This is a genomic window from Maricaulis sp. (genome assembly GCF_048270265.1).
Classification (GTDB): Bacteria; Pseudomonadota; Alphaproteobacteria; order Caulobacterales; family Maricaulaceae; genus Maricaulis.
In genome coordinates this window covers 139,964-165,905 of record NZ_JBLWTD010000003.1, presented here as the reverse complement: position 1 = coordinate 165,905, position 25,942 = coordinate 139,964, and the positions used below count along the sequence as shown (strand labels likewise).

Below are 25,942 nucleotides of genomic sequence, written 5' to 3'. Positions count from 1 at the left end.
GCCAGGGCGGTGGCGATATAGCCGCCGATGAAGCGCCCGAGCACGAAGTCCAGCTTGCGGATCGGCCGCGAGTAGAACATCTCCTCGGTCTTGAAACTCTGGTCCCTCAGCACCCCGGATGAGAGCAGCGCCGTGGGAATGATGGCACCGAAAATCGTGAAGATCAGGATGTTGATCGTCAGGGCATTGGGCGAGTTGATATTGGTCGCTCCGCCGCCGCCGATCTGGACATTGTCGATGGTAACGCCGCCGAAGCAGAGCAGGAAGAAAATGGTGAAGACGGCAATGAAAGTGGGCGAGAACAGCTGGTAGCGGACCTCAAACCCGGCGATTTTCGAGAGCATGACGTGCTCCTTTCAATGGGGGTTGAGGATCAGGCAGCGGCCGCCGGGGCGGACTGGCCCTGGCGGATGGTCGAGAAATACACGTCCTCGAGATCGGCCTTGATCGGCTCGAACCCCTCGCCCGGGTTTTCGTCGGCCACCACATGGATCCGCACCTGACCGACGGTCAGACGCTCGGAGATGATATTGTATCGGCTGCGCAGGCCGGCGAGCTCAGATTTCGCGATCGTGCGCGCCCAGACCTTGCCGTCCAGCGCCGTGATCAGCTCGCCTGGCGAGCCCTTCGCGACAATCTTGCCGCCATTCAAGATCGCCATGTTCGGGCAGAGATCGGACACATCCTCGACGATATGGGTGGAGAGGATGACGACGACATTCTCGCCGATTTCCGAAAGAAGATTGTGGAAGCGATTGCGCTCTTCCGGGTCGAGGCCGGCCGTGGGCTCATCCACTATGATCAATTGCGGATCGCCGAGCAGGGCCTGGGCAATGCCGAAGCGCTGGCGCATGCCGCCGGAGAAACTGGCGACCGCCTTCTTGGCGTGTTGCGCCAGATTGGTCTGCTCCAGCAGGCTTTCAACGACCTGCTTGCGTTCCTTGCCGTTGGACAGCCCCTTGAGGACGGCGAGATGGTCGAGCATGGCGCGCGCCGACATGCGCGGATAGACGCCGAAATCCTGGGGCAGATAGCCGAGCGTCGCGCGCAGGGCCTGCGGATCCTTGAGAATGTCGATATCGCCAAACATCAGCGTGCCGGAATCCGGCGCCTGCAGTGTCGCAATCGTGCGCATCAGCGTCGATTTGCCGGCGCCGTTGGGTCCCAACAGACCGAACATTCCCTTGGGGATGGACAGGTCGACCCCGTCGAGTGCGCGCACATTGTTGCCGTAGGTTTTCGACAATCCCTTGATTTCCAGCATGCTCTTCTCGCAGTGCTTCTCGCACCACGCCCCTCGACAATATCTGATGCGGTCAGCCTAGGCCTCCCCGCGAAGGTCGCCAAATGACTCTTTATCCAGAGTGTCGGCCAGAGGGACAGGCATCGCGGATGTCCCCCTTCGCGATTTCATCTGATCGCGGACCGTGACCTTCTCCGCGGCGCCCTGTATGCGGTGGCTCATGGCTCCACCTCTTCTTACTCTCCAGAATATCCACCTCACCTTCGGCGTCACCGCCCTGCTCGACGGCGCTGATCTCAGCGTCGGCGAGGGCGAACGCCTTTGCCTCGTCGGCCGCAATGGCTCGGGCAAGTCGACGCTGATGAAAGTCGCGGCTGGCACGGTCGAGCCCGATGAAGGCGAACGCTTCGTCCATCCCGGCTCGACGATCCGCTATCTGCAGCAGGATCCCGACCTGACGGCGTTCAAGACGGTGATGGATTATGTCCAGTCCGGCCTGACCGAGGGCGATGATCCCTATCGCGCCCAGTATCTGCTCGAACATCTCGGCCTGACCGGGCTGGAAGATCCCAAGGTCCTGTCCGGCGGCGAGGCCCGCCGCGCCGCGCTCGCCCAGGCGCTGGCGCCGAGCCCGGACATCCTCCTGCTCGACGAGCCGACCAATCACCTCGACCTGCCGGCGATCGAATGGCTGGAGTCCGAGCTCAAATCGAGCCGTTCCGCCCTCGTGCTGATCAGCCACGACCGCCGCTTCCTGTCCAACCTGTCGCGCAAGACGCTGTGGCTGGATCGCGGCCAGACGCGGCTGATGGAACGCAGCTTCTCGGCCTTCGAGGCCTGGCGCGACGAAGTGCTCGAGGCCGAACAGCTCGAACTGCACAAGCTCGACCGCAAGATCGTGCGCGAGGAGCACTGGCTTCGCTATGGCGTCACCGCCCGGCGCAAGCGCAATGTGAAACGCCTGTCCGATCTGCAGGGCCTGCGCCAGCAGCGCCGCGAACATCGCGGACCCCAGGGCCAGGTCAATCTGCAATCCTCGGCCGCCCAGGATTCCGGCAAGCTGGTCGCCGAGGCGATCGAGATCAACAAGGCCTATGAAGGCCGCGATATCGTCAAGGATTTCTCGATCAAGATTGCGCGCGGCGCCCGCATCGGCCTGATCGGCCCGAACGGGGCCGGCAAGACCACCCTGCTCAACCTGCTGACCGGCAATCTGGCGCCCGACAGCGGCGAGCTGCGCCTCGGCACCAAGCTGGAAATGGCCAGTCTCGACCAGAAGCGCGTCGCGCTGCGGCCGGAATGGACATTGTCGGAAGCCCTCACCCAGGGCGGCGGCCATACCGTCGAGGTCAATGGCCAGTCCAAGCATGTCATCGCCTATATGAAGGACTTCCTCTTCCCGCCGGAGCAGATCAATACGCCGGTCGAGGTCCTGTCCGGCGGCGAAAAGGCGCGCGTCATGCTGGCCCGCGCCCTGGCCCTGCCGTCAAACCTGCTGGTGCTCGACGAGCCGACCAATGATCTCGATCTGGAAACGCTCGATCTGCTGCAGGGCCTGATCGATGATTATGAAGGCACCGTCTTTATCGTCTCGCACGACCGGGACTTTCTCGACCGGGTCTGTACCAGCGTGCTGATCGCCGAGGGTGACGGTAACTGGACCGAATATGCCGGTGGTTATACCGACATGGTCTCCCAGCGTGGCTATGGTCTCACCCCGCTTGGCGGCGATATCGCGCCCAACCGCAAGGCCGCGGCCAAGGCCGCCGCCGCGCCGCCGCGGCTGCAAAAGCGCAAGATGGCCAACAAGGATCGCTATGCGCTGAAACTGCTGCCCGCCGAGATCGACGCCCTGGGCGAAACGATCGCGGCGCTCGAGGCCGAACTCGCCGATCCCGAGATCTTCAAGGACACGGTGCGTTTCACCAAGGCGAGCAAGGACCTCGCCGCGGCCATGGCCTTGCGGTCGGAGAAGGAAGACCGCTGGCTCGAACTGGAAGCCGAACGCGTCGAGATCGAGGGCGAATAGGCCCTCGCCTCACCGCCCCTGGCGCATGCCGCGGCTGTGCGCGGGTCCGAGCAGGACCGCGTTGAGCAAGAGCAGATCAAGCCCGTCCAGATAGGCGCGCGTCGTCGGCGCCTGGGTGAAGGCGATCACCTGACCCGACCCCATCGAATTGGAGATCAGGAAGGGCTTGTAGGCGATCTGCGACACGGACTCGGCCCACATATAGCCGCCCGCGACCACATCATCGGGCCCGGCGAACCGCATCGCGGTGTCGGCTTCATCCCGGCTGATCGGTGCATAGATGTCCGAACCGGTGACCAGCACTGCGGCCCCGCGGCTATAGCCGGCCGACATCCAGGCATCGGGGTTGGCTTCGACATGCAGCAGGGCGCCCGGTGAATAGGCCGGCATCGCACCCTGTTCGGCCTGGACCGCATCGAGCTCGTCGGCCGAAGCCAACACCACCGCATCGACCACGGCCTGGTCCGGCGCTGCCGCGGGACGGGCCGTGTCAGCCGCGCGTTCGCGGCGCGCTGGCACCAGCGCCACTTCCGGGTCAGCCATCCAGCGGGTCGCATCACCCAGGCCGACCAGCACGCCACCGGCGCGGACGAAACGGGTCAATTGCGCCGAACCGCTGCTGCCGAGCACGGTGGAATAGCCCGTACGGCCCTGTTCCGGCAGAATCACGACGTCAAACAGGGACAGGTCGGCACGGCCAAGACTGCCGGTCCGGATCACGCTGACCGGGATGCCATAGCGCTGTTCAAGCACATAACGTGTTGCGCCGGCGGAGGTGGAATCCGTGCCGTCATCCCAAAGCATGGCAATGCGCGGTGCGGGCACATCCATGAAATTCTCCGACCCCGGATTGGGGCCCTCATCGACCCAGCTGGATTCGAGGCCGACATAGCGGGCACCGATCTCGCCGGCGAAGCGCGCGATCAGGCTGTCGAGATTGGCCGGAGCCCCGTGGCGCGGGACGACAACGCTGCCGCGCGGGAAGCTACGCTCCCCGATGCGGAAGGCGACATCGCTCGAACGTGCCGGCACGCCGGCGGCAACGAGCGCGGCCACGAGGCGAGCCTGGCCGGCATCCTCCCAGGCGATGGCATAGCCCCAGGCGGCGCCGGCATTCGAACCCGTCGAGGCAATGGCGTCATCGGCGGCCACGGCCTCGCTGGTCAGTCCGGCAGGCCGGCTGCAGGTCACGGAGCGGACATTGTGCATCAGCGGCAGCGACCATGCGGTCACGTCATAGAGTTCGGCACCAAGCCCGCGCGCGCGCCGGCTTTCCTGCTCGCGCATGAAGTCTGCGGGCAGTTCGGTCGTGTCCTCCAGCAGTGTGCGCGCCAGCCGCCCGGCTGGCTGGTTGAAGCGAACCTCGAAGGCGCCGTCCTCGAAGCGGGCACCACAGGCGGAAACCGGCCCGTCGATGCGGCCGACCTCGATACCCTGCGCAACCAGGCTGCGCGCCAGGCGTTCAGCGCCCCAGCGATTGCTGCCGAGATCGAGCAGCACAGACTGCGGCCCGGTGGTGTCATTGGCCGCGGAGGCCCGGAATTCGGTGAAATCACGCACGAAGCGCTCGCGATTGGCGGCCACCACCTCGGCGGTCGACAGGCTGGCAACATAGTGATGCTCCACGGCGTCGGCATAGCTCAGCAGGGAGCCGTCGCGGCGGCGCCAGACCAGGCCACGGGCCGAGGCCTGTTCATAGGTCATCGCCACCGCACCCTGCAGGGTCGGCCACATATCGCCATAGCCGGGATAGAAGGCATCAAAGACTTCACGGGTGAAATAATCATAGCCCAGACGGTCAAACCAGCGGGCGTGATTGCGGCCGATCAGATCCTGGGCATCGCGCTGGCTCTGCACCACATGGGGGTTGAAGGGCTCGGCCGAAGGCGCGAAGAAATAGCTGCTGTCGCCGCCCATCTCATGCGCGTCGACGACGACCATCGGACGCCATTCCAGCATTGCCGCAACCCGGCCACGCGTCTCCGGCTGGGTCATCGCAAACCAGTCGCGATTCATGTCGAACAGATAGTGGTTGGGGCGGCCACCGGGCCAGGGCTGGTCGTGCTCGGCGGTGAAACGGTTTTCGTCCGGTTGCAGACCGCGCGCGGCGGTGAAGCTGTTGAGGAAGCGCGCGCGTCCATCGGGATTCTGGGTCGGGTCGATGATGACAATGGTCTGATCGAGAATCCGGTCAACGCCGACATCATTGCGCGAGGCAAGCAGGTGATAGGCCGTGCGCAGACCGGCATCGGTCGAGGAAATCTCGTCACCATGCACGCCATAGGACAGCCAGACGACGGCCGGCGTGGAGGCGATCAGGCGCTCACGGGCGTCGGCCGCCAGGCCGCGCGGATCGGCCAGGCGCTGGATATCCGCCTGGATGGTGTCGAGGCGCGCCATGGTGTCCGCATTGGCGATGATGGCATAGGCGAGCGGCCGGCCCTCCCAGCTCGTCGCATAATCGACGACCCGGACGCGATCAGGGGCCGCAGCCTCCAGGGCTCGCAGATAGTCGATGGCCTGTTCGGGCGGGGTGATTTCCGCCCCGAACTCATGACCCAGGGCGGTTTGCGCGGAGGGGATGTCCGGATCATAACGCGCTGCCAGCGGCGATGATTGCGCCATCACCGGTGCCGATACCAGAACCAGGCCAAAGAGCGCCCCGAGCAAATGCCTCATCATTGAATCCCCGTTTATCCAGCCCTCAGTTAAGCAGGTTTTTGGCGGACCTTGAAAGCCTTGATGCTGTGAACGCCCGCGCCGGCGTGCGCCGTCATTGCGGCGCTGCGCACTGGCCGGCCCCGATCCGGGGCTGGCGGCCTTTTTCGCTGGCCTTCCCCGGCTTGATCCGTAAATATCCCTACGAAGCAACTGTTTGCGAGACGGGGACACGCATGACGGCGGACAACTCCTGGGCTCGGGCCCTGGATGCTCTATTTCTGACAAACGAAGATGCCCGCGCGACGCTGGTTTCGCGCGCCGAAATCCGGCGGTTTCCGGCCGGCACCAGCATTATTGCCCAGGATGACCAGGAAGATCAGGTTTTCCTTATTCTCGACGGCACGGCGCGCGTCGTCCTGCTGTCCGAGGGCGGACAGGAAATCTGGCTCGACACGCTCAAACCCGGCGCGATCATCGGCGAACTCGCGGCCCTGACCGACCGTCCCCGCACCTCCGAGATCATCGCCGAGACAGATTGCGAACTGGCGAGCTATACCGCCACCGCCTTCCTGGCCCTGCTGCAGCAGTATGGCGATCTGGGCCTGGCCCTGTCGCGCCTCCTTGCCCGCCGGGTTCACCACACCACTCAGCGCATGTTCGAGCTTTCGGCCCTGTCGGCACCGGGGCGTATCTATGCGGAAATCCTGCGCATGTCGGAAAGCTCGCAAGCCGGCCGCACCCGCATCATCCAGCCCATCCCCTCGCTGACAGCCATTGCCCTTCGGGTCAGTACGACGCGCGAAACCGTGTCGCGCACCATCAGCGGCCTGGAACGCCGCGGCATGCTGCGGCGGCGCAAGAACGCCTTCGAGCTCGTCGATCCGGAACATCTGGCGCGGTTAAGCACGCCCAGCTGAGGCCGCTTCGTCCTGCGCGGCGGGACAATCGGCGGCAACGGCCCGCAGACTGTACATCCCGACATCCGGCATATAGGCGTCAATCGCTGTCTGACCGACATATTCGCAACGAAACTCACTGCCGCTGGCCATGGCCAGGGCCGCCGCGAAGGGTGCGCTGACAAAGATCGAGCCGGGCACCGTTGCGCGTTCGATCCGCGAGGCGATCGCCACCTGGCCGCCGAACAGGGTGGGCACCCGGCGCAGCGGGTCTTCGCCCTCATGGACAGGTCCGTAATGCCCCCCGATCCGCAGCGCCAGGCCATCGGGCAAGCCCAAGGCGGAAAGGTCGAGCGCCGAAAATGCGCTGCGCAGCTGGTCCGCCGCGCGGGCCGCCTCGTCGACCCCGTGGAAGGCCAGGAACAGACCATCGCCCCAGCTGTTCGCATGCAGCGGGGCCGGGTCAATCCGCTCGCAGACCTGCGCCAGCACGCGCATGATTGACTTCACGAACACCGGGACAAGGTCGTCCGCGACGGTCGAAGACCCGCAGACATCGACGAACAGCATGGCCCGCAGCACCTGTTCAAAATCCGGATCGCGCACGCCGGCGTCCCCAGGCGCGGCCCGATAACGTTCCAGACCGCTCACCGGCACCATCACCTGGTCCAGTCCCGCCTCGCTCCAGACATTGCGGTCATGCGCCGTTCCGAAGCGTCTGGCGCTGGCCGCGTCCTCGCAGATCAGGAGCTGTACAGGCGAGGTCGCCAGCGCACTGGCTCGCATCCGGGCCAGCCCCATCGCCACTTCGCTGGCGAAGCGGATATGCTCACCTGACAACAGCTTGCGATCCGTCGTCACCTCGTGAATCGCGGCAGCGCTGGACAGGCACGCCTCGCAACGCTGGACCCATTTGCCGCCCAGCGGCCGCACCGAGGCATCGATGAAGACATTGACCGGCACCGGCAAGACCAGGTGCAACTCATTGCCACGCGAGATCGCCGCTTCGGCAACCAGTATGTCCGCGCCAGCGGCAATCGCGCCATAGGCCGGCCCGATCCGCTCGCGTTCGAAGGCGTCCGCCAGGGTCAGGGCGAGCCCCGCCTCGCGCGCCGGGGCGATTCCATCGGCATCAACGGCACATCGAAAGAGGTGGCCGGCGAAATGGCAGGGCCGGGGCGGCTCGAGGTCGCGCAGCCAGGGCGCTTCCAGCTGCAGCAGGCGCACCACCATGCGCAATTGCCGGATCGTCGTAGCGTGCGCCATGGTATTGTCGCGGTCGCAGGCGATGGCAGATTGCAACGCCATCTGGGCCGCGCCGGCATCGCCGAGCAGAAGATGCGCCTCCGCCTGGGAGGCCAGCCGGTAATAGGCGTCCTCGGCCTCAACCGGGCGGGCATTGCGGCAGGAGCCGAGAACCTGCCGCGCCAGTTCGTCCGAACGCGCACGATCACCGGCCAGCAGATACAGGGTCGCAGCATTGATACCGGGATAATGCCCGCCGGTCTGGGCAAAGATCCGGTCATATTGCCCGGCCGCGACTCGCGCCAGGGCCTGCACCTGGCTGCCACTCGCCTCCAGGGCCATGCTCTTGCGCAGACGGGCACCGAGCGCAAGGCTGTCCTCGTCATGGCTGGCCTCGGCGAGGCGAAACCGGCGAAAGTCATACTCGGCCCGCTCCAGCGCGCCCGAACGCACCAGGCAGAGGACAGCGCGATGCTTGAACCAGCCATCATCGGGATACTGCGCCGTGGCAGCCAGGCACAGATCATAGGCGCGGGCGAGATCGCCCTGATTGAACCGTTCGAGGATTATCCGCCGCATCCGCCCTCCAGCGATCGTGCCGGTTCAAAAGGGCCCGATGATCGCGGCCGGGTCAATCTTCATTCTTGATGATCGGATCGACAATCAGGCGCGTGTGCTGCGCACCGCCAGCCTGGGCGACATCGATGAACAGCGCGAATTCAAAGGCCTCGTCTCTCTGAGTGCAACTGTCGACCAGTTCGAAAGCCTTGGGCTCCAGGCTCACGCCATCGAGGACCAGCCAGTTGAGCCCGCCAAACTCGCCGCCACCAAAGCTGGTCTTCAGCTTGATGCGAGCGGGTTCAAAGCTCCAGTTCTCCTTGCTGATGAAGAAGATCAGCCGGCTGGCGCCATGCACGGTCAGGTCATAGGGGCTGGGCGTGACGCTGTTGCCCGGCGTCCAGAACGGGGCCAGCGCCGTATAGGCGAGCGCGCGCAATTGCGCCGCATCGGCGGTGGGATTGGCGGTGACCACGCCGTCAAAGGTGTTGAGAATCACACCGATTTCAGTGTCGGTGAAAGCGGTGCGCCCATGATCGCTGCCGGTCAGGACCACGAAGCTGCTGTCGCGCAGCGTGCTCAGGCTCAGCTGGGTACACTCGAAACTGCGGGACGGGGCGACCAGTAACTCGGCCTGGACCCGGGTCCCGTCCAGTCCGCTCATGTCAGGAAAACTCATCACTGGTCTCGACCTCCATGCGTGCGACCGGTCAACCGGGCGCGTGGGCGATCCGTGAGGATCTAATGCGCAGCCATATCACCCTGGGCAATCATGGACTGGGCTCGATGGAATTCCGTTGCCGCGTCGAGCCGCAGCTGACCGGCAATCGGTGTCAGGATCGTCACCATGTGCGTCCGCAGCGCCGCCGCGGCTTCATCCTCACCCCGCCGCGCTTCCAGATGGGCCAGCTCATTGGCGGCGGCGGCGAACAGATAGGGGCCATACTGGAACTCGGTCTGCCAGTTGGATTCCGCCACCAGCGAAGTCATCAACTGGTCCAGACGCAAGCGCGCCGACTCGAGCTGTTCCATCGCAATGAAGATTCGCGCCTCGACCAGGCCGGCATAGAGGCGGGTTTCGGTGATGCGGGCGCTGGTGTCCGACATCCATGACGGATGCGCCATATAGGCCGACGCGTCGAGATAGGCCTCGCGGGCCCCGGCCGTGTCCCCGCCGATCAGGCGCGCCTGCGCCAGCCACAGGCGCTGACGCACCGTGGTCAGGCGCCAGTTGCCGTTCGCCGGATCGCGCTGCAACAGGGCATCAGCCTCGAATGAGGTTGCCTCGAGGATCGCGAGAGCCGCCTCCAGATCCGCGGACGGTGTGTCGGGGCCGGGCGCGATCAACAGACGGGCGAGTGCCCGTTCGGCATTGATCGCATCGCGGCGAATATTCCAGTCATCGACCTCGGCAGCCAATTGATCCTCATAGATCGCGATTTCCTGCTGGCGTGCAGCAATCGCGGCGTCTCGTCCGTCGGTCATCTCGAGCACGGTCGCGACCCAGGCGAGCGCATTGGCGTGATCGACATGCGCCTGGATCGTGTCAGGCTGACGCGCCGCCAGGTCTGCGGCCAGCGCTGCGGCGGCGAGGAACGCCTCGCGGGCCTCCGGCAGACGGGCCGACTGGAGATAGATCACGCCCAGATTCGTGTTGGCGTAAGCCCGCTCGGCCAGCCATTCCATATTGTCTTCGTCAATTTCCGTCAGGCGTTCGGCCAGATCCCGGTATTCGAGGAATTGCGCCTCGGCATCATCGAGCCGGCCCTGACGCCAGGCATAATAGCCAACCCAGAAGGCGCTCTGGGAGTGCTCGAAAATACGGTCCGGATTATCGCCGGCGATCAGCAGGAGTTGATGCGTCGCGTCATAGGCGCGGCGGAAATGCCCGTAGGCCGCTTCCAGGTCCCCCTCGGCGGATTCGATCTCGCCGAGCAGGTGGAAAGCGCGCGACCGGCGCCCCAGCGCATCGGCCGACAATTGCCGGGTCGGCTGTGCCGCATAATAGGCGACGACCTTCTCGCCGACCGCATCGAGCACATCGAGACGGCCGACCGGCTCCAGCTTGTCTTGAAGGTCGCTCAACATGAACTCGATCAAATCCTCTGCATCAGCCTTGCGGCGTTCGGCTTCCGAGCGCGCGGAAAACGCGACAAGGGTCAGACCGCTCATGATTACAGCGAGCAAGAGGGACAGCATCGTGACGACAGTCACGCGCTGCTGACGACGCTGGAGATCGCGCTGGATGATCTGGTCGAGTCGCAGACCGAGCATGCCGGCGGCGAGCTTGACGATGCCCATCCGGAATCCGTCACCGCCGCGGCGGAAATCCGCACCGACCGGTTCGGCGCCCGCTTCGGGCTGTTCGCTCTCGAGCAGGGCTGCGGGGAAGCAGCCCATCCCGTCATCAGCGCCGGCAGCCGGGTCGCCACCGACAATCGCCGCGAGGATCTGGCCGTGCGGGTTCACACTGCGGAATTCATCAATCTCCTGATTCACCCAGCGCGAAGCCGCTGCGGCGGGTGAGCAGACGACGATCAACACGTCAGACAGCGCCAGCGCGGCGCGGACCGATGCGGTCAGGTCGCCGGCGGCCGGGAGGTCGTCGCGGTCGCGGAAAATCGGGACAAGGCGTTTCGGCACCGGCCCCTGGGCGGTGACCGTACCGACCAGGTTTCCCGGCAAGCGGTAGGCTTCCAGCGCACGGTGAATCCGTTGCGCCCAGCGGCTGTCATCATGGCTGTAGCTGATAAACGCCCGATACCTTGTCTGCCCGCTCATCGCATTGCCCCCTGATCCCAAGCAGGGGGCATGATCGGTGCAGTTGCCTGATGGCGCAAGCATGCGCACAGGTCGCAGGGCGGATTTAAAAAATCCGGCGGGGCGCGAGGCGAAGTTGGGGCTTCGCTTTGGGCAAGGTCCCGCGCCCCGGCCGCCCCCCATTTATGGAGGAGGAGGGAAGCTGCACATGGCAACCTTCACATTAATCTATACCCGGCCCGCGCGTGCCGCCGTGATCGCGATCACGCGGGCAGAAGAAAGCAGGCCCCGCTAGGGCGTCGCGGTGGTCGGGCGAATATCAAGCTCGGCCACCTCGATCGTGACACCGCCAAAGCCCGCCCGCGTATGCAGGCGCACCGGAAGATAGAAGCCGTGCTCGGGAAAGGGTGCCAGCCAGATATCGAGCGGATAGCGCAATTCTGCGGCTGAAGGATAATCCTCGGGATCATAGCCGGCGATCGGCTCATACCAGGCGTGGCAGAGCAAAGCCTCGCCCCGCCAGGCCGGTGTGCGGACATTCTGTCGGCCGCCGGCTTCCAGGCGCAGATCATAGCGTGCCTTGCCGTCGAAAACGGGAATACGCCCCGAACACGCCGCCTCGGCGCCACCGGCCCGTTCCTGTGACAGAAGAAAGATCGCCGAAATCGGATCGATCACGCCCGCCCGCTGCTCCGCTGTCGCCGGGGGCACGCCAAGCGATCCGAAGGGCGGCGTCGCATGCGCCGAGGCGACCCGGTCCTCGAAATCAATGTCGACGGCGCGCACCTTTGAACCCGTGCGTTCGACATGGGCGTAGCGCAAGGGGGCCAGAGCCCCGGCGGAGCTCAGGCCTTCCACCTCGGCGCGAATGTCAAAATCGGTAAACAGGGCAGCCAGGCCGGCGGCCTCGACCACGGTATTGGCTGTATAGTGGCCCGGCTCGATCCCCGCCGTCAGACTGATCGCGCCGACCCGGAAGATGAGAACCGAACTGGAATAGCGCGCGGTGATCGTCCTGCCACCCGTGGCCAGCTCGGCGCTTGCACTGGCCGCCGCCACCTCATCGCCGGCGGACGAACCCGCCAGAAGCAGGCTTGTGGCGGCCACAATCACTTGAAACAATGCCGGCATGATCTTTCATCCAATCCAGTCTCAACAGTCGTATTGCCGGAGAATTGCGGTGGCAATTTGGCATGCGGTCACAGCACGGCCCCGCCCGCCTTCAGCGCCAGCTGGTGCGGCGTTTGGTGCCAGCGCCAACGTGCAGAGAATCTGTGACGGATTGCCCATGCATGCGTATATGTCAGCGAGCTGCGGCGAAAGGTGGCCAGCTTGAAGCGCCTCATAATCATACTTGCCGTCCTGACCGCAGGCACACCGGCCCTCGCGGCACCGCTCGCAGCCATCGAAGGCGTCGACGACCCAGTTCTCCTGGACGCGCTGGTCGCGGCCGTCGGCGAACGCACGGAATCCGACAACCCTGCCGACGGTCCACTGCGCCAGGCCCGCAGCGCTGCTGACCGGGCGCGCCGCCTGCTGCGTTCCGAAGGCTATTACCGGTCACAGGTCGACCCGCGTATCGACGACCGATCCCATGCCGTGATCCACATCACCCTCGGCCCCCGGGTCCGGATCGCGACCATTGGCGCGGCAACCACGCCGGACGCGTCCGCGGCGGAGATCGCGCGCGCCGCCATCACGCTGGGCGTGGATGCGCCCTTGCGGGCCAGCGAGGTCATTGCCAACGACGCCCTCGGGCTGGCGGCCCTGCAGGATTCCGGCTGGCCCAGCGCCGAAAGCGGCGAGCGCACCGTCACGATCGATCACGCCACGGACACGGCGGCGGTGCGTTTCGTCTACGATACGGGCCCGTTCTCGGTTTACGGCCCGCTTGAACTGACGAGCGAAGGCTGGCGGCCTGACTTCATCGCCGGGCTGTCGCCCCTCACCGAGGGTGCCACCGCCAGCCGCGCCCAAGTCCTGGAATATCAACGCCGGCTGGACGCGCTGACGAGTGTGCGGACATCGCAGGTCATGCTCGGCGATGTCGACCCCGCCACCAGCGAACGCCCGGTCCGTATCGCCCTGACGCCGGCCTCGCGGCACAGTATCGAAGCCTCGCTGAGCTTTGCGACCAGCGAGGGCGCGGGTGCGAATTTCGACTGGAAACGGCGCAATCTCTTCCAGGGTGACGAGACCCTCAGCATCCAGGCAGGCGTCGCCACCCTGCAGCAGGGGGTCGGTGCGACGCTCACCATGCCGCACTGGCGGCGTTACCAGCAGACCCTGTCCTTCAATGCCGGCCTGCATTCCCAGGAGACCGACGCCTACGACCAGACCGAGCTGCTGATGCGCGCCAGCGTGACGCGCAAGGTCGGGCGCTTGCTTGAATACGGCGCCGGGACACGGTTCGACATCTCGCAGGTGACCGATGTTGACGGAACGGTGGATGCCAACACGCTGGCCCTGGACCTGAGCGCGATTTACGATTCCCGCACCAACTCCCTTGACCCGGTGGATGGTTTCCGCGCCCAGCTCCTGTTGTCCCCGGCCACGACCTTCGGCGATGTTGAATCGCGCTATGTTCGCATCGAGGTCCGGACGAGCAGCTATTACCGGCTCACCTCCAATCTCGTCGCAGCGGCGCGGGTGCGGGTCGGATCTATTGTCGGTACCAATGCCGAGAATGTGCCCGCCGACTTGCGCTTCTATGCCGGCGGTGGAGGCTCTGTGCGCGGTTTCGACTATCAGTCCCTGAGCCCGTATGGCAGCGATGACGAACCCTTTGGCGGACTGTCGGTGACCGAGACCAGCCTTGAATTGCGCTGGCGTTCACAGGGTCGTTGGGGCGCGGTGGCCTTCCTGGACTCCGGTGCGGCGGGGAGCGAATCCACGCCCGGATTTTCCGATTTCCGTTCCGCGGTCGGCATTGGCGCCCGCTATTATTTCGACTTTGCGCCGGTGCGATTCGATATCGCGACCCCGCTCGACCGGCAGAGCGGTGAGACGGCCTTCCAGATCTATTTCAGCCTCGGTCAGGCCTTCTGATGGCGGTGATCAACATCCCCTGGCGCCGTCTCCTGCAAGGCCTCGCCCTGGCCACGGGCCTGCTGGTTATCCTCGCGACCGGTGCGGTGATCGCGCTCAGCCACGGACCGGGGCGCTGGCTGGTCCGGTCCTTCATTGACGGGCAGGAGATCGGCGGTATCGGCGAGGTCCGGATCGAGGGTCTGCGCGGCGATCTCCTCTCGGCGTTCAGTCTCGACCGTGTCGTCCTCAGCGATGACAGCGGCGTCTGGCTCGAGGCCAACACCATCGCCGTGCGCTGGCAACCGCTCTCGCTCATCAATGGCCCGCTCCGCATCGACCTGTTCACCATTGAACAGGTCGCCATCGCGCGCACGCCGGATCTGCCGGACCAGCCCGATGACGGTGCGGGCGGCACGATCCCCGAATTCATTCTCAGCGAGGCGCGGATCGACCAGCTCGACCTCGCCGAGGGCGTGGCCGGAGCAGCGGCAAGCCTGAGCGCCCGCGCCGAGATGCAATTGCGCCAGGGGCAGCCAGGCCAGGTCTCGGCCTCGATCCTGCGGCTGGACGCGCCGGGCGACGCCGTCGATGCCCGCTTCGAAATCTTCGCTGACGGCAGGATACAGGGACATTTCACCGCCACCGGCGCACCGGGCGGCCCGCTGGCAAGCCTGGCGCAAATGCCCGATGAGCAGATCAATATCGCCGCCGATCTGGCTGGCAATCGCGAGGCCGGAGGCGGTCAGTTCACGATCCACATTACCGGGCGCGAACTGGCCAATGGGCAGCTGGACTGGGCCGATGATGCCTGGCAGGTCGAGAGCGCTGTCCAGCCCGGCAACTGGGCCGGACTGCCGGAAATACTCGCACCCATCCTCTCGCACGGCCAGCTCAGCGCCCGCGGCGCAGTCAGAAATTTCGGCCTGGAGAGCGCACATGTGCGCGCCGACACGCTCGAGGCGGAACTCGCGCTCAATGCCGAACACGGCTGGGATGTGACGCTGCAGATGAGCGGCGAAGCCCTGGCGCAATTGTCCCAGGGGCAGGTCAGCGCCCAGTCCCTGCGCTTTGACGGCCTGGCCGATCTGTCCGCTGGCTATGGTCTCTCCGGCACGCTCGACATTGCACAACTGAGCGCCGCCGAGACCGGTATCGGCGCGATCACCGGCCCGGTGCAATTGCAGTACGGGTCCGGCCAGCTCGCGCTCACCGCCCAGCTCGCCCTGACTGACCCTGCCCTCGGCGAGAGCGCCCTGAACGACCTGCTCGGCGAGCAGGCCAGCCTGACGCTCGATCTGAACGCCAATCTCGACGAGGGCCGCTATGAACTCACCGGCTCGCGGTTGCTGGCGGCGCATATCACCGTCGATGCGGACGGGGTCTACGGGCCGGGCCATGACCGGATCACACTCAATGCCCGGGCCGTGCTCGATGATATCGCCCGCCTGACTGACCAGGCGAGCGGCCCGGTCACGGCCGTGATCACCACGACCGGCACCAATCAGATCGCGCTCGAAATTGACGGCAGCGACCTCGAGACCGATCCGCGCCTCGCCTCCCTGGTCGAGGCCTTGCGGGTCACTGCGACCTTGCGCCTTGAGGAAGCCGGCTGGCGTCTGCCCGAAATTTCGGTGCAATCGACACAGGTCTCGCTGCTGGCCCAGGCGCAGGGCAGTTCGGCCGCAGACTGGACGGCGAGCGGAGATCTCGCGTTTTCCGGTTCGCTCGAGGGCATCACCGTGAGCTTCGCCGGCGGGCTGGCGACCGGCTTTGAACTCGACTCGGTCGACGGGGTGATCACGGCGCGCACCGTGACGGCCACAGAAGCCGTGCTGCTGGGCGAAACCCGCTTCAACGCGCCAAGACTGGCTCTCAATGCCGAGTATGATGACGGCAATCTGTCCACGGACTGGACGCTGGCCGGCCGCTATGATGCCCGCGATCTGGTGCTCGCCGGCGAAGCGAGCCAACAGGGCGCCGACTGGACCGTGGCCGTTCATGACAGCCAGTTTGGTCCCTCGGTGATCGAAGCCGATGCCAGTATCGAAGATGAGCGCCTGCACCTCACCCTGCTGGCGGGAACCCAGGCGCGCTGGTCGCTCTCGATCGAATATGATGCCGCCATTGATGCCTTGCTCGACGGTGAATTCGACGCCCGGCTGGGGGCACGCGATCTGGTCGGGGGCAATTTCATCCTCACCGACGCCCAGGTCTCGCTGAGCGGACCGGTGTCCGGCATGGCGCTTGAGGCCGATCTCTCCGGCCTGGCCGGCCTGCCCTTCGACATCAACGCAACCGGCAATATCGGATTGACCGAAACCGGCCTGCGCGCCGAACTGAACCCCTCCGGCCATCTGGGCAGCAATGCCTGGCAGACGGTGGAGCCGATCCTCGCCATCATCAATGATGCGGATCGGTCCCTGGGCGGGCGGCTCGCCTTTGGCGGCGGTGAGCTGGCCGCACACTGGCAGGAAACCGCCGACGGCGCGCAACTCGACCTTGAGGTGGATCGCCTGCCGATCGCGCTGCTGGTCGATCTGGCGGGTCTGCCACAGGTTGACGGGCAGCTCGACGCCAGTGCCGGCCTGCGCCAGACCGATGGCGTCTGGCGCGGCAATGCCGAAGTGACCGCCAGCGGCCTGAGCGCCGCCTCGCTGGCCGATGCGCCCGAGCTGCAGATCGTGACCCGGCTGCTGCTGGACGATGACGCCCATATCGAAAGCGTCGCCACCGGTGGCGGACTGAGCGCCCGCACCTTCCTGACCCGGCTCGGCGCGACGACCGATCTGCTGCAGATTCTCGACGGCGCCGAAGCGGCGATCAGCGGCGGGATCGAGGCCAATGGCGAAATCCTGTCGCTGACATCACTCATCCTGCCGGTCGGCACCTCCCTTTCCGGCGATGCCGCGATCGACCTGGCCATTTCGGGCACCCGCGCAGCGCCTGAAATCGATGGCAGTATTGCCCTGCATGACGGACGTTTCAGCGCTGCGGAAACCGGCACGGATATCGTCGATATCCAGCTGGCAGCCCATCTGCACAACAGCCAGGTCGAGCTGGAATCCCTGACGGCCGGTGACGGTTCGGGCGGCACACTCAATGCCAATGCTGCGGGCGTGATCACGGCGCAGGGGCCGCGCGGCACGGCGGAATTCAATTTTGCCGATTTCACCGCCGTCCGGCGCCCCGACCTGACCGCGCGCATGACTGGCCAGACACGGCTCACCATGGACGATGCCGGCCTGCTGGTCGCCGGCGAGACCCGGCTGGATCGCGTCTACGCCCAGCCACCGGCCAATGGCGCCGCCTCGATCCCCGAAATCGAGGTGATTGAGCTCAACCTGCCGAAAAACCAGATCCGGGCTTCGCGCGCACGCCTGCCGATCCGGCTCGACTATCGGGTCTATGCCACCGACCAATTCTACTTCAACTCATCCAATTTCAACACGGAATGGCGTGCCGATATCCGCATAACCGGGCAGGCAAAGAAGCCGACCCTGACCGGCAGCGCCAATCTGGTGCGCGGGTCGGCCACCGTCTTCAGCCGCCGCTTCACGCTGGAGTCGGGCGAGGTTCTGTTCAACGGCCCGGTGACCGATGCCCGCATCGCCCTGGCCGCACAATATGAGCGCGAGGACTTCCGGGCCAATGTGGCCGTGGCCGGCACACTGATGTCGCCAACCGTGACACTGACCAGCACCCCCTCCCTGCCGGATGACGAGATCATTGCCCGCCTGTTGTTCGACCGTTCGGCCAGTGAACTGGGTCCCTTCGAGGCCGCCCAGCTCGCAGCCCAGCTGTCGGGGCAGGATATTTTCGGCTTCGCCGGACGGGTCCGCGAACTGGTCGGGATCGACCGCCTCGATATCGGGTCTGACGCCAATGGCGGATTGACGGTGACGAGTGGCCGGCGCTTCGGGAATGACTTCTATGTCGAGGTCGAATCAGCCGGGGTCGCGGCCCTCAGCACCGCGCGGGTGGAATGGTCATTGACGCCGCAACTCAGCATTCTCTCCCGCCTCAGCGCCGACACCGAAGCCTCGGTCTCGATCCGCTGGCGCCGCGACTACTGAGACGGGACGAGCGGGGATGGCCCGCATCGCCGCCGGGCAGTCGCCTTGCGCCACTGACCGTGGCAGACTAGGCAGCAGGAACACGAACCGGCGGCCTCGCCGGTCCCGACACGGCTAACAGGACGGCTGCGCACGCATGGGCGATTTCTGGAAACACATCATCAAGCCAAAGGGTCCCTGGGCCCACTGGCTGATCTTCATCACCATGCTGGGGATCGTCGTCGCCGGTGTGACGGGCAATCTCGCCATCGTCAGCCAGTATCTCGACACCGAAGCCCTCACCTTCCGCGCCGGCGACTTCCATGTCAGCGCCTGGGGCGTCCTGCGGGCCCTGCTCCTGCTGGTCCTGATCTTCTGGATCACCGCGGCGGTCGCCGATGCGGTGCAATACCGGGTCCGCAAGCTTGGAAAACTGCATCCCACCACCCGCACCCTGGTCGCGAAAATCCTGCAGATCGCGATCTATATCATCGCCTTCCTGATCTCGATGGATGTGCTCGGGCTCAATCTGACGACGCTGACCGTATTCAGCGGCGCGGTCGGGATCGGACTTGGTTTCGGGTTGCAGAATATCGCCTCGAACTTCATTTCCGGCCTGATCCTGCTGCTGGAACGCTCGGTCGATATCGATGACCTGATCGAATTGCCCGACGGGGTGACCGGTTTCGTGCGCAAATCGAGTGCGCGCTATACCCTGCTGGAGACCTTCGACGGCAAGGAGGTCCTGGTGCCGAACGAGGACTTCATTACCAGCCGCGTGACCAACTGGACGCTTTCGACCAGCAAGGGCCGGGTCGAGATCAATATCGGTGTGGCCTATGGCAGTGACCTGGAACTGGCGCACCGCCTGATCCTGGAAGCGACAACCGAGCATCCCAAATGCCTGGCCGAGCCGGCCGCACAGTGTTTCCTGCGCAATTTCGGCGACAGTTCGATCGACTTCACCGTGCTGTTCTGGATCGAGGATGTCGTGACCGGACGCTGGAAACCGAAAAGCGATGTGATGTTCGCGATCTGGCACAAATTCCGCGAACACGGCATCGAGATTCCCTTCCCGCAGCGCGATCTCCATATCAAGAACCCCGCAGCGCTGAAGGAGGTGATCAATGCCCAATGAGTTCGGCATTCTTCACGCCTGTTCGATCAATGGTGACGGTCATGGCGATGTCCTGACCGGGGACGAAGTCTCGCGCCTGATCAAGGACGAGGCGCTGGCCTGGGTGCACCTGGACGCCACCCATCCCGGCGCCCGCGCCTGGCTGGAGCGCGAAACCGCCTATCTCGACCCGATCATCATCAACGCCCTGCTGGCCGACGAAACGCGGCCGCGCATGGTGATGTTCGAACAGGGTGCGCTGATGATCCTGCGCGGCGTCAATCTCAATGCGGATGCCCAGCCGGAAGACATGGTCTCGATCCGGCTCTGGATCGACGGCTCGCGCATCATCAGCCTGCGCCGGCGCCGCCTGAAGGCCGTCACCGATCTGCGCGAACGCCTGGCCGAGGGCACGGGGCCGAAGAATTCCGCCGATTTCATCGCCATGCTCACCGCGCGCCTGTTCGAGCGCATGGAGCCGGTCCTGACCGAGCTCGACGAAAATCTCGACGATGTCGAGGAAGAGGTGATGGAAGCGCCGACCCCGGCGAGCCGCCAGGCCATCAACACCATCCGCAAGCAGGCGATCATGTTCCGCCGCTATATCGCGCCCCAGCGCGATGTCATCGCGCATCTGCGAACCTCCGAGCTCGCCTGGCTCGACGCCATGAACAAGCGGCGCCTGCAGGAAAATCTCGACATGGTGATCCGCTATATCGAGGATCTTGACGCCATCCGCGAGCGGGCCCAGATCGTCAAGGACGAGCTGGCCAACGGGCTGGCCGACCGGATGAACAAGAATCTTTATGTGCTCTCGGTGATCGCCGCGATCTTCCTGCCTCTCGGCTTCCTGACCGGCCTGCTCGGCATCAATGTCGGCGGCATACCCGGCGCCGACAATGTCAGCGCCTTCTGGGTCTTCGTGGCCGGACTGTTCGCCATTGGCGGCGTCCAGATCGCCGTCTTCCGCTACCTCAAATGGATCTAGGCATGCGACGTATTGCAACGATGATTGTCGCCTTGGCGGCAAGCATGGGCAGTGCGCCCGCTATGGCCCAGACTGCGCCCCTCGATGGTTGCAGCGTCTACGATACCGGGGCCGCGCTGGAAAAGCGGCAGAGCCTGAGCCCGGCCTGGACCGGCGAGGCCAGCCGGTCCGTGTTCAAGGACCTGGTCATCGCCATTCGCGGTGCTGCCAGTCATGGTCTCAACCCGCAGGACTATCATCTCGCGGAACTGGAAGCGGTCGACTCCCTGCAACCGGACCCGGCCATCGACGCGCTGGCGACCAGCGCCTATCTCAACCTCGCCTCGCATCTTCTGGCCGGGCGCTTCGACCCGGCACGCTTCGAGCCTGACTGGACCGAGCCGCGCCGGTTTCGCGATCTGCCAACCTATCTGCGCCTGGCCCTGTCCGACGGACGCATTGCCGAGAGCCTCGAGGCCCTCGCCCCGGCCGAGCCGGCCTATGCGGCACTGCGGGCCGCCCTGCCTGTCTATGAAGCCATCGCCGAGAGTGGCGGCTGGCCCCTGATCGATGACGGGCCGGAGCTCAGGCCCGGCGATCAGGGCCCGCGTGTGGCCCAGTTGCGCGCCCGGCTGGAGGCCAGCGGCGAGCTGGCCCCCCTTGAGACCGTGGCTTCAGAAACCCCTGTGGATGATGCCGATGACATCCCCGCCCCCGAAGCGCCCGCACCGGATCCCGAGTTTTTCGATGACGCCCTGCGCGCCGCTGTCGAAACCTTCCAGCAGCGCACGCGCCTTGATGTCGATGGCCGCGTCGGCAGCCAGACGCTGCACGAACTGAATCTGACCGCGAGCTACCGCGTCTCCCAGATCCGCGCCAATCTCGAACGCCTGCGCTGGTTGCCCGATGATATGGGCCGCCGTCATATCCGTGTGAACATCCCCGATTTCTCGCTCGAGGCCCGCAATGAGGGTGTGGTGGAGCGCCGTCATGATGTGATCGTCGGCCTGACTTACCGGCCAACGCCGGTCTTCTCCGGCGCGATGCGCTATCTGGTGGTCAATCCCTGGTGGGAGACCCCGGCCAGCATCGCCGTGCGCAATGAGCTGCCGCTGTTCCGCCGTGACCCCGATGCCGTGACCCGGCTCGGCTTCCAGATACTCGATCGCGAAGGCAACCAGGTCGACCCCGCGACGATCGACTGGGATACGGTGCCGGCGCGCAATTTCCCCTACCGGCTGCGCCAGGCGCCCGGACCGCTCAACGCCCTGGGCAAGATCAAGCTGATCTTCCCCAATTCGCACAATGTCTATCTGCACGACACCTCAAACCCGGAATTGTTTGGCCACAATCGGCGCAGCTATTCGTCGGGCTGCCTGCGACTGCGCGATCCGCTGGAACTGGCCGAGTGGGCGATTGCCGAAACCCCCGACCTTTCTGCGGCCGGCCTGCGCGAAATCGCGGCCGGAAGTCGTGAGACGAGGCTCGATCTGGCCGCTCCCATTCCGGTCTATGTCCTTTACTGGACAGCCGTGCACGACCCGTCGACTGGCATCCGCTTCGTCGCAGACCTATATCAAAGGGATGATGAACTGATTTCGGCGCTGGAGGCTGCTCCGTCGCCAATGGAGTAGCGTAATGAAAAAACTTCTTGGTAAAGCCGTCCTGAGTGCCGTCCTCGTCTCTGCCCTGCCGCAGGTCGCGCAAGCGCGGGTTCTCAACCCCTCGCCCGCGCAGACCCAGCCGCCGGCCAGCACCTTCGAGGCCGGCCACCTGCCCTTTTCCATCACCCTGCGCGATGAGCTTGAGGTCAATCTGGACACCTTCGCCGTCTTCGCACATCCCGGCGAAACCATCCGCATCCGCAGCGACAAGGCGCTCAGCTGGGTCGAGGGCGACACGTCCCGGCCAGCCGCAACCGAGCTCGACTGGACAGCCCCCGCCACACCCGGACTGACGCAGGTGCGGCTGGAGGATGAGAACGGCCATGCGATGCAACTCAATCTCCTGGTGATGCACGCGCACACACCGGAGGATGGCGAGGCCATCAATGGCTATCGCCTCGGCAACTATCCGGCAGAACCCTATCTCGGCCACGCCAATTACCGCGCCCCGGAAAATTTCCTCGAAGTGTCCGACGGGATGGCCGATCTGGCGGTGTCGCCACATTTCCGACTCGGCCAGTTCCTGTGCAAACAGCCCACAGACGGCGCGCCCTATCTGGTGCTGAGCGAACGCCTGCTGGTGAAGCTGGAGGGTATTCTGGAAGCCGCCAATGAGCGCGGCTGGCGCGCCGACACCTTCACCGTCATGAGCGGCTATCGCACCCCGGCCTATAATGCCGGCCTCGGCAATGGCCGCCATTCCCGTCACATCTATGGCGGCGCCGCCGACATCTTCATCGATTCCGATGGCGATGGCGTGATGGACGACCTCAATGGCGATGGCGTGCATGACCGCCAGGACGCGGCGGCCCTGTTCGATCTGGTCGATAGCCTGTCTCACAACAGCCCCGCCTTCACGCCGCTGATCGGCGGTCTGGGCGAATACGCGCCGACGTCCAATCACGGGCCCTTCGTCCATGTCGACGAACGCGGCTGGCGTGCCCGGTGGGGTCGCAGCTAGGCAGAACCGGGCTCCGGCCCGCATCCGGTTTTGTAAGGCCTCGCGAGTCGGCATAGATTGGTGGCGAACCATCGCGCCGCGATGCTGAACAATGAGGCCTTGCATGATCGAGCGGCTGAGACGTCTTGCCTTGGCCTTTGCGGTCGTGCCCCTGATGGGCGTGTTGCCGGCCAGCGCTGTCACGGTGAATTATGATTGCCGCGCCTGCGAGAGCGGTACGCGCTTCTACCAGGGCCGCGAACTCAGCCTGGCCTGGACCGGGGCTGCGAATGTCCACCTCTATCAGGACCTGATCCAGGCCGTGCGCGGCGCCGCCTCACACGGGCTCGATCCGGCCGACTATCATCTGACGCTGCTTGAAGCCGCCGATCCGCGGCAGGCCGATCTCGATCTCGATGAAGTGGCCACCGACGCCTATCTGACCCTCGCCGCCCATCTCCTGTCCGGCCGGCTCAACCCGGTGACGATCGAACCGGACTGGACGGCCGCGCGGCGTGGCCGCGACCTGGTCGCCTATCTCCAGGCTGCACTCGGCAATGACGCCGTCGCCGAAAGCCTCGAAGCCCTCGCCCCCGATCAGCCGGGCTATCAGGCCCTGCGCGACGCGCTGGCGCGCTATGAGGGCCTCGCCGACGAAGGCGGCTGGCCGGGCATCAATCCCGGCCTGACGCTGCACCCCGGTGATCGCGGTCCGCGCGTCGCCCAGCTCCGGGCCCGGCTTGAAGCCAGCGGCGATCTGGTGCCCCTGGTCCAGCCTTCTGATCCGGCCCTGCCCGCCGCCGATCCGGAATTCTTCGACCCGGCACTGGATGCGGCCGTGCGCGCCTTCCAGCATCGCGCCAGTCTTGATCCCGACGGCAATGTCGGCCCCCAGACCCTGGCCCAGCTCAATGCCAGCCCCAATCAGCGCATCGCCCAGATCCGGGCCAATCTGGAACGCTGGCGCTGGCTGCCCGAGGATCTCGGCCGCCGGCATATCCGCGTCAATATCGCCGATTTCTCGCTCGAGGCGCGCAATGACGGCGTGGTCGAGCAGCAGCATGACGTCATTGTCGGACGCCTCTACCGGCGTACCCCGGTCTTCTCGGCCAGCATGACCTATTTCGTGATCAATCCCTGGTGGGAAACCCCGCCCAGCCTGGCCGCACGCGACAAGCTGCCAGCCTTCCGGGCTGACCCCGGCGCCGTGACGCGGTTGGGTTTCCAGGTCATTGACCGCACGGGCACGCTGGTTGATCCCGCAACGATTGACTGGGCCACCATACCGGCCTCCAATTTCCCCTACCGCCTGCGTCAGTCGCCCGGTCCGCTGAACGCGCTGGGCGAGGTGAAATTCATGTTTCCCAACCCGCATAATGTCTATCTGCACGACACGCCGACCCGCGGCCTGTTTTCCCAGACCCGGCGCGATTTCTCCTCGGGCTGTGTGCGCGTGCGCGATCCCCTCGCCCTGGCCGAATGGGTGGCGGCCGAGACGCCGGGCCTGACACCGGCGCGGCTGCAATCAATCGCGGCGGGCAATGACGAAACCCGGCTCTCGCTGGCCCGCGCCATCCCGGTGCATATTCTGTACTGGACCGCCGTGCCGGATCCAGAATCCGGTATCCGTTTTGTAAACGACGTATATGATCGGGACAGTGTCTTGATCGCGGCGCTGGATTCCCCTCCGCCGCCCATGGAGTAGCGTCATTGAGCGCCATTGCTGCGAGTGTGCTGTTTGCCACTCTGTTCCTGGGTAACGACCCGGCTGCGGCCATCCTGGCCACGGCCAGCCCTGTCTCGGAAATCGCCCCGCCCCGCGCGGCGCAGGCCAGCGATTTCGATCCGGGTCACCTGCCCTTCTCGCTGACGATACGCGGCGAGCTGAGTGTCAATTACGAGACCTTTGCCATTTTCGCCCGTCCCGGCGAACAGGTCCGCATCGAGGCCGACCGGCCATTGAGCTGGATCGATGATGATGTCATGCGCGCCGCCTCGCCCGAGCTGGACTGGACAGCGCCGGCGACACCGGGGCTCACCCGCGTCCAGCTCGAGGACGATGCGGGCCATGTCATGAACCTCAACCTGATCGTGATGCGCTCCTCCGACGGCGACAGCATCAATGGCTATCAGCTCGGCAATTACCCGGCCGAACCCTATCTCGGCCACGAGAATTACCGCGCCCCGGAATTCTTCCTCGAGGTCGACAGCGATCTGGGCAGCATCGCCGTATCACCGCATTTCCGGCTCGAGCAATTCCTGTGCAAGCAGGAGGCTGACGGCCCGCAATACCTGGTCTTGAGCGAGCGGCTACTGGTCAAGCTCGAGCGCATTCTCGAAGCCGCCAATGATCATGGCTGGCGCACGGACGGTTTCACCGTCATGAGCGGCTACCGCACCCCGGCCTATAATGCCGATCTCGGCAATGGCGAGAACTCACGCCATATCTATGGCGGCGCCGCCGATATCTATATCGATACCGATGGCGATGATGTGATGGACGATCTCAATGGCGATGGCGCGCTCGACCGCGCAGACGCCGCGGCCCTGTTCGATCTCGTCCAGTCCCTCGCCGACACCCCGCTCCTCGAAGGACTGGCCGGCGGGCTCGGCGAATATGCGCCCAATGCCTGGCACGGCCCCTTCGTCCATGTCGACGAACGCGGCTGGAATGTGCAATGGGGCCGTTAGGCCGCCCGAGACCGGATAATGTGCCTAGCTGAAGCTTTTGTCCGCCATCCGGCGGATGAAGGCTTCAGCCGTTTCCGGCTCCGAGATCT

Annotated in this window: 17 protein-coding genes; 10 read left to right on the top strand and 7 right to left on the bottom strand. The window is 65.2% G+C overall.

The window, feature by feature from the left end; translation table 11 throughout:
• Positions 1-344, bottom strand: a 344-nt coding sequence (locus ACN0YF_RS02975; RefSeq protein ID WP_417493289.1) for a hypothetical protein, incomplete at its 3' end; no start/stop codon positions are given.
• Positions 345-373: 29 nt separating this feature from the next.
• Positions 374-1,264, bottom strand: coding sequence for an ABC transporter ATP-binding protein (locus tag ACN0YF_RS02970; RefSeq protein ID WP_417482470.1), 891 nt, complete (start codon positions 1,262-1,264; stop codon positions 374-376).
• Positions 1,265-1,463: 199 nt separating this feature from the next.
• On the opposite strand from ACN0YF_RS02970, the gene ACN0YF_RS02965 reads away from it, so the two are divergent.
• Positions 1,464-3,272, top strand: a complete 1,809-nt coding sequence (locus tag ACN0YF_RS02965) for an ATP-binding cassette domain-containing protein (protein WP_417493288.1) — start codon at positions 1,464-1,466, stop codon at positions 3,270-3,272.
• Positions 3,273-3,281: 9 nt separating this feature from the next.
• Here the strand turns inward: ACN0YF_RS02965 and ACN0YF_RS02960 are convergent, their stop codons facing one another.
• Complete coding sequence (locus ACN0YF_RS02960) at positions 3,282-5,954, bottom strand: M14 family zinc carboxypeptidase (protein ID WP_417493287.1); 2,673 nt, start codon at positions 5,952-5,954, stop codon at positions 3,282-3,284.
• Positions 5,955-6,166: 212 nt separating this feature from the next.
• On the opposite strand from ACN0YF_RS02960, the gene ACN0YF_RS02955 reads away from it, so the two are divergent.
• Positions 6,167-6,850, top strand: a complete 684-nt coding sequence (locus ACN0YF_RS02955) for a Crp/Fnr family transcriptional regulator (RefSeq protein ID WP_417482467.1) — start codon at positions 6,167-6,169, stop codon at positions 6,848-6,850.
• Here ACN0YF_RS02955 and ACN0YF_RS02950 read toward each other — a convergent pair.
• The 4 genes from ACN0YF_RS02950 to ACN0YF_RS02935 form a co-directional block, all read right to left on the bottom strand.
• The gene (locus ACN0YF_RS02950; protein WP_417493286.1) at positions 6,833-8,653 is read right to left on the bottom strand and encodes a tetratricopeptide repeat-containing protein; all 1,821 of its coding nucleotides are present in this window, start codon (positions 8,651-8,653) and stop codon (positions 6,833-6,835) included. The genes ACN0YF_RS02955 and ACN0YF_RS02950 overlap by 18 nt on opposite strands.
• A 52-nt stretch (positions 8,654-8,705) precedes the next feature.
• The gene (locus tag ACN0YF_RS02945) at positions 8,706-9,311 is read right to left on the bottom strand and encodes a hypothetical protein (protein WP_417482465.1); all 606 of its coding nucleotides are present in this window, start codon (positions 9,309-9,311) and stop codon (positions 8,706-8,708) included.
• A gap of 62 nt (positions 9,312-9,373) precedes the next feature.
• A complete protein-coding gene (locus ACN0YF_RS02940) occupies positions 9,374-11,413 on the bottom strand; it encodes a TIR domain-containing protein (RefSeq protein ID WP_417493285.1) in 2,040 nt (679 codons plus the stop codon).
• 270 nt (positions 11,414-11,683) lie between these two features.
• Positions 11,684-12,523: a DUF3108 domain-containing protein gene (locus ACN0YF_RS02935; protein ID WP_417493284.1), complete on the bottom strand. Its 840-nt coding sequence runs from the start codon at positions 12,521-12,523 to the stop codon at positions 11,684-11,686.
• 201 nt (positions 12,524-12,724) lie between these two features.
• Between ACN0YF_RS02935 and ACN0YF_RS02930 the strand changes: the two genes are divergently transcribed.
• The 8 genes from ACN0YF_RS02930 (at position 12,725) to ACN0YF_RS02895 (ending at position 25,853) form a co-directional block, all read left to right on the top strand.
• Entirely contained in the window at positions 12,725-14,440 is a 1,716-nt protein-coding gene (locus tag ACN0YF_RS02930; protein WP_417493283.1) for an autotransporter assembly complex protein TamA, read from the top strand.
• Complete coding sequence (locus tag ACN0YF_RS02925) at positions 14,440-18,495, top strand: translocation/assembly module TamB domain-containing protein (protein ID WP_417493282.1); 4,056 nt, start codon at positions 14,440-14,442, stop codon at positions 18,493-18,495. The genes ACN0YF_RS02930 and ACN0YF_RS02925 overlap by 1 nt, the downstream gene beginning before the upstream one ends.
• A gap of 136 nt (positions 18,496-18,631) precedes the next feature.
• Positions 18,632-19,612 carry a mechanosensitive ion channel family protein gene (locus tag ACN0YF_RS02920; protein WP_417482460.1) on the top strand — a complete coding sequence of 327 codons (981 nt, stop codon included), beginning with the start codon at positions 18,632-18,634 and terminating at the stop codon, positions 19,610-19,612.
• Positions 19,602-20,579 (top strand): zinc transporter ZntB, encoded by a 978-nt coding sequence (locus ACN0YF_RS02915; RefSeq protein ID WP_417493281.1) that lies wholly within the window; start codon positions 19,602-19,604, stop codon positions 20,577-20,579. Before ACN0YF_RS02920 ends, ACN0YF_RS02915 begins: the two co-directional genes overlap by 11 nt.
• A 2-nt stretch (positions 20,580-20,581) precedes the next feature.
• Positions 20,582-22,192, top strand: coding sequence for a L,D-transpeptidase family protein (locus ACN0YF_RS02910; RefSeq protein WP_417493280.1), 1,611 nt, complete (start codon positions 20,582-20,584; stop codon positions 22,190-22,192).
• A gap of 4 nt (positions 22,193-22,196) precedes the next feature.
• Positions 22,197-23,183: a D-Ala-D-Ala carboxypeptidase family metallohydrolase gene (locus ACN0YF_RS02905; protein ID WP_417482457.1), complete on the top strand. Its 987-nt coding sequence runs from the start codon at positions 22,197-22,199 to the stop codon at positions 23,181-23,183.
• A gap of 103 nt (positions 23,184-23,286) precedes the next feature.
• Positions 23,287-24,867, top strand: coding sequence for a L,D-transpeptidase family protein (locus tag ACN0YF_RS02900; RefSeq protein WP_417493279.1), 1,581 nt, complete (start codon positions 23,287-23,289; stop codon positions 24,865-24,867).
• Positions 24,868-24,872: 5 nt separating this feature from the next.
• Positions 24,873-25,853, top strand: coding sequence for a D-Ala-D-Ala carboxypeptidase family metallohydrolase (locus ACN0YF_RS02895; protein WP_417493278.1), 981 nt, complete (start codon positions 24,873-24,875; stop codon positions 25,851-25,853).
• Positions 25,854-25,942: the final 89 nt, after the last annotated feature.

Coding starts and splice junctions, on each gene's coding strand:
- ACN0YF_RS02950 (WP_417493286.1), bottom strand. CDS start 8,653: ATGCGGCGGATAATCCTCGAACGGTTCAATCAGGGCGATCTCGCCCGC.
- ACN0YF_RS02965 (WP_417493288.1), top strand. CDS start 1,464: ATGGCTCCACCTCTTCTTACTCTCCAGAATATCCACCTCACCTTCGGC.
- ACN0YF_RS02970 (WP_417482470.1), bottom strand. CDS start 1,264: ATGCTGGAAATCAAGGGATTGTCGAAAACCTACGGCAACAATGTGCGC.
- ACN0YF_RS02955 (WP_417482467.1), top strand. CDS start 6,167: ATGACGGCGGACAACTCCTGGGCTCGGGCCCTGGATGCTCTATTTCTG.
- ACN0YF_RS02900 (WP_417493279.1), top strand. CDS start 23,287: ATGATCGAGCGGCTGAGACGTCTTGCCTTGGCCTTTGCGGTCGTGCCC.
- ACN0YF_RS02960 (WP_417493287.1), bottom strand. CDS start 5,954: ATGATGAGGCATTTGCTCGGGGCGCTCTTTGGCCTGGTTCTGGTATCG.
- ACN0YF_RS02915 (WP_417493281.1), top strand. CDS start 19,602: ATGCCCAATGAGTTCGGCATTCTTCACGCCTGTTCGATCAATGGTGAC.
- ACN0YF_RS02935 (WP_417493284.1), bottom strand. CDS start 12,523: ATGCCGGCATTGTTTCAAGTGATTGTGGCCGCCACAAGCCTGCTTCTG.
- ACN0YF_RS02910 (WP_417493280.1), top strand. CDS start 20,582: ATGCGACGTATTGCAACGATGATTGTCGCCTTGGCGGCAAGCATGGGC.
- ACN0YF_RS02905 (WP_417482457.1), top strand. CDS start 22,197: ATGAAAAAACTTCTTGGTAAAGCCGTCCTGAGTGCCGTCCTCGTCTCT.
- ACN0YF_RS02940 (WP_417493285.1), bottom strand. CDS start 11,413: ATGAGCGGGCAGACAAGGTATCGGGCGTTTATCAGCTACAGCCATGAT.
- ACN0YF_RS02925 (WP_417493282.1), top strand. CDS start 14,440: ATGGCGGTGATCAACATCCCCTGGCGCCGTCTCCTGCAAGGCCTCGCC.
- ACN0YF_RS02920 (WP_417482460.1), top strand. CDS start 18,632: ATGGGCGATTTCTGGAAACACATCATCAAGCCAAAGGGTCCCTGGGCC.
- ACN0YF_RS02945 (WP_417482465.1), bottom strand. CDS start 9,311: ATGAGTTTTCCTGACATGAGCGGACTGGACGGGACCCGGGTCCAGGCC.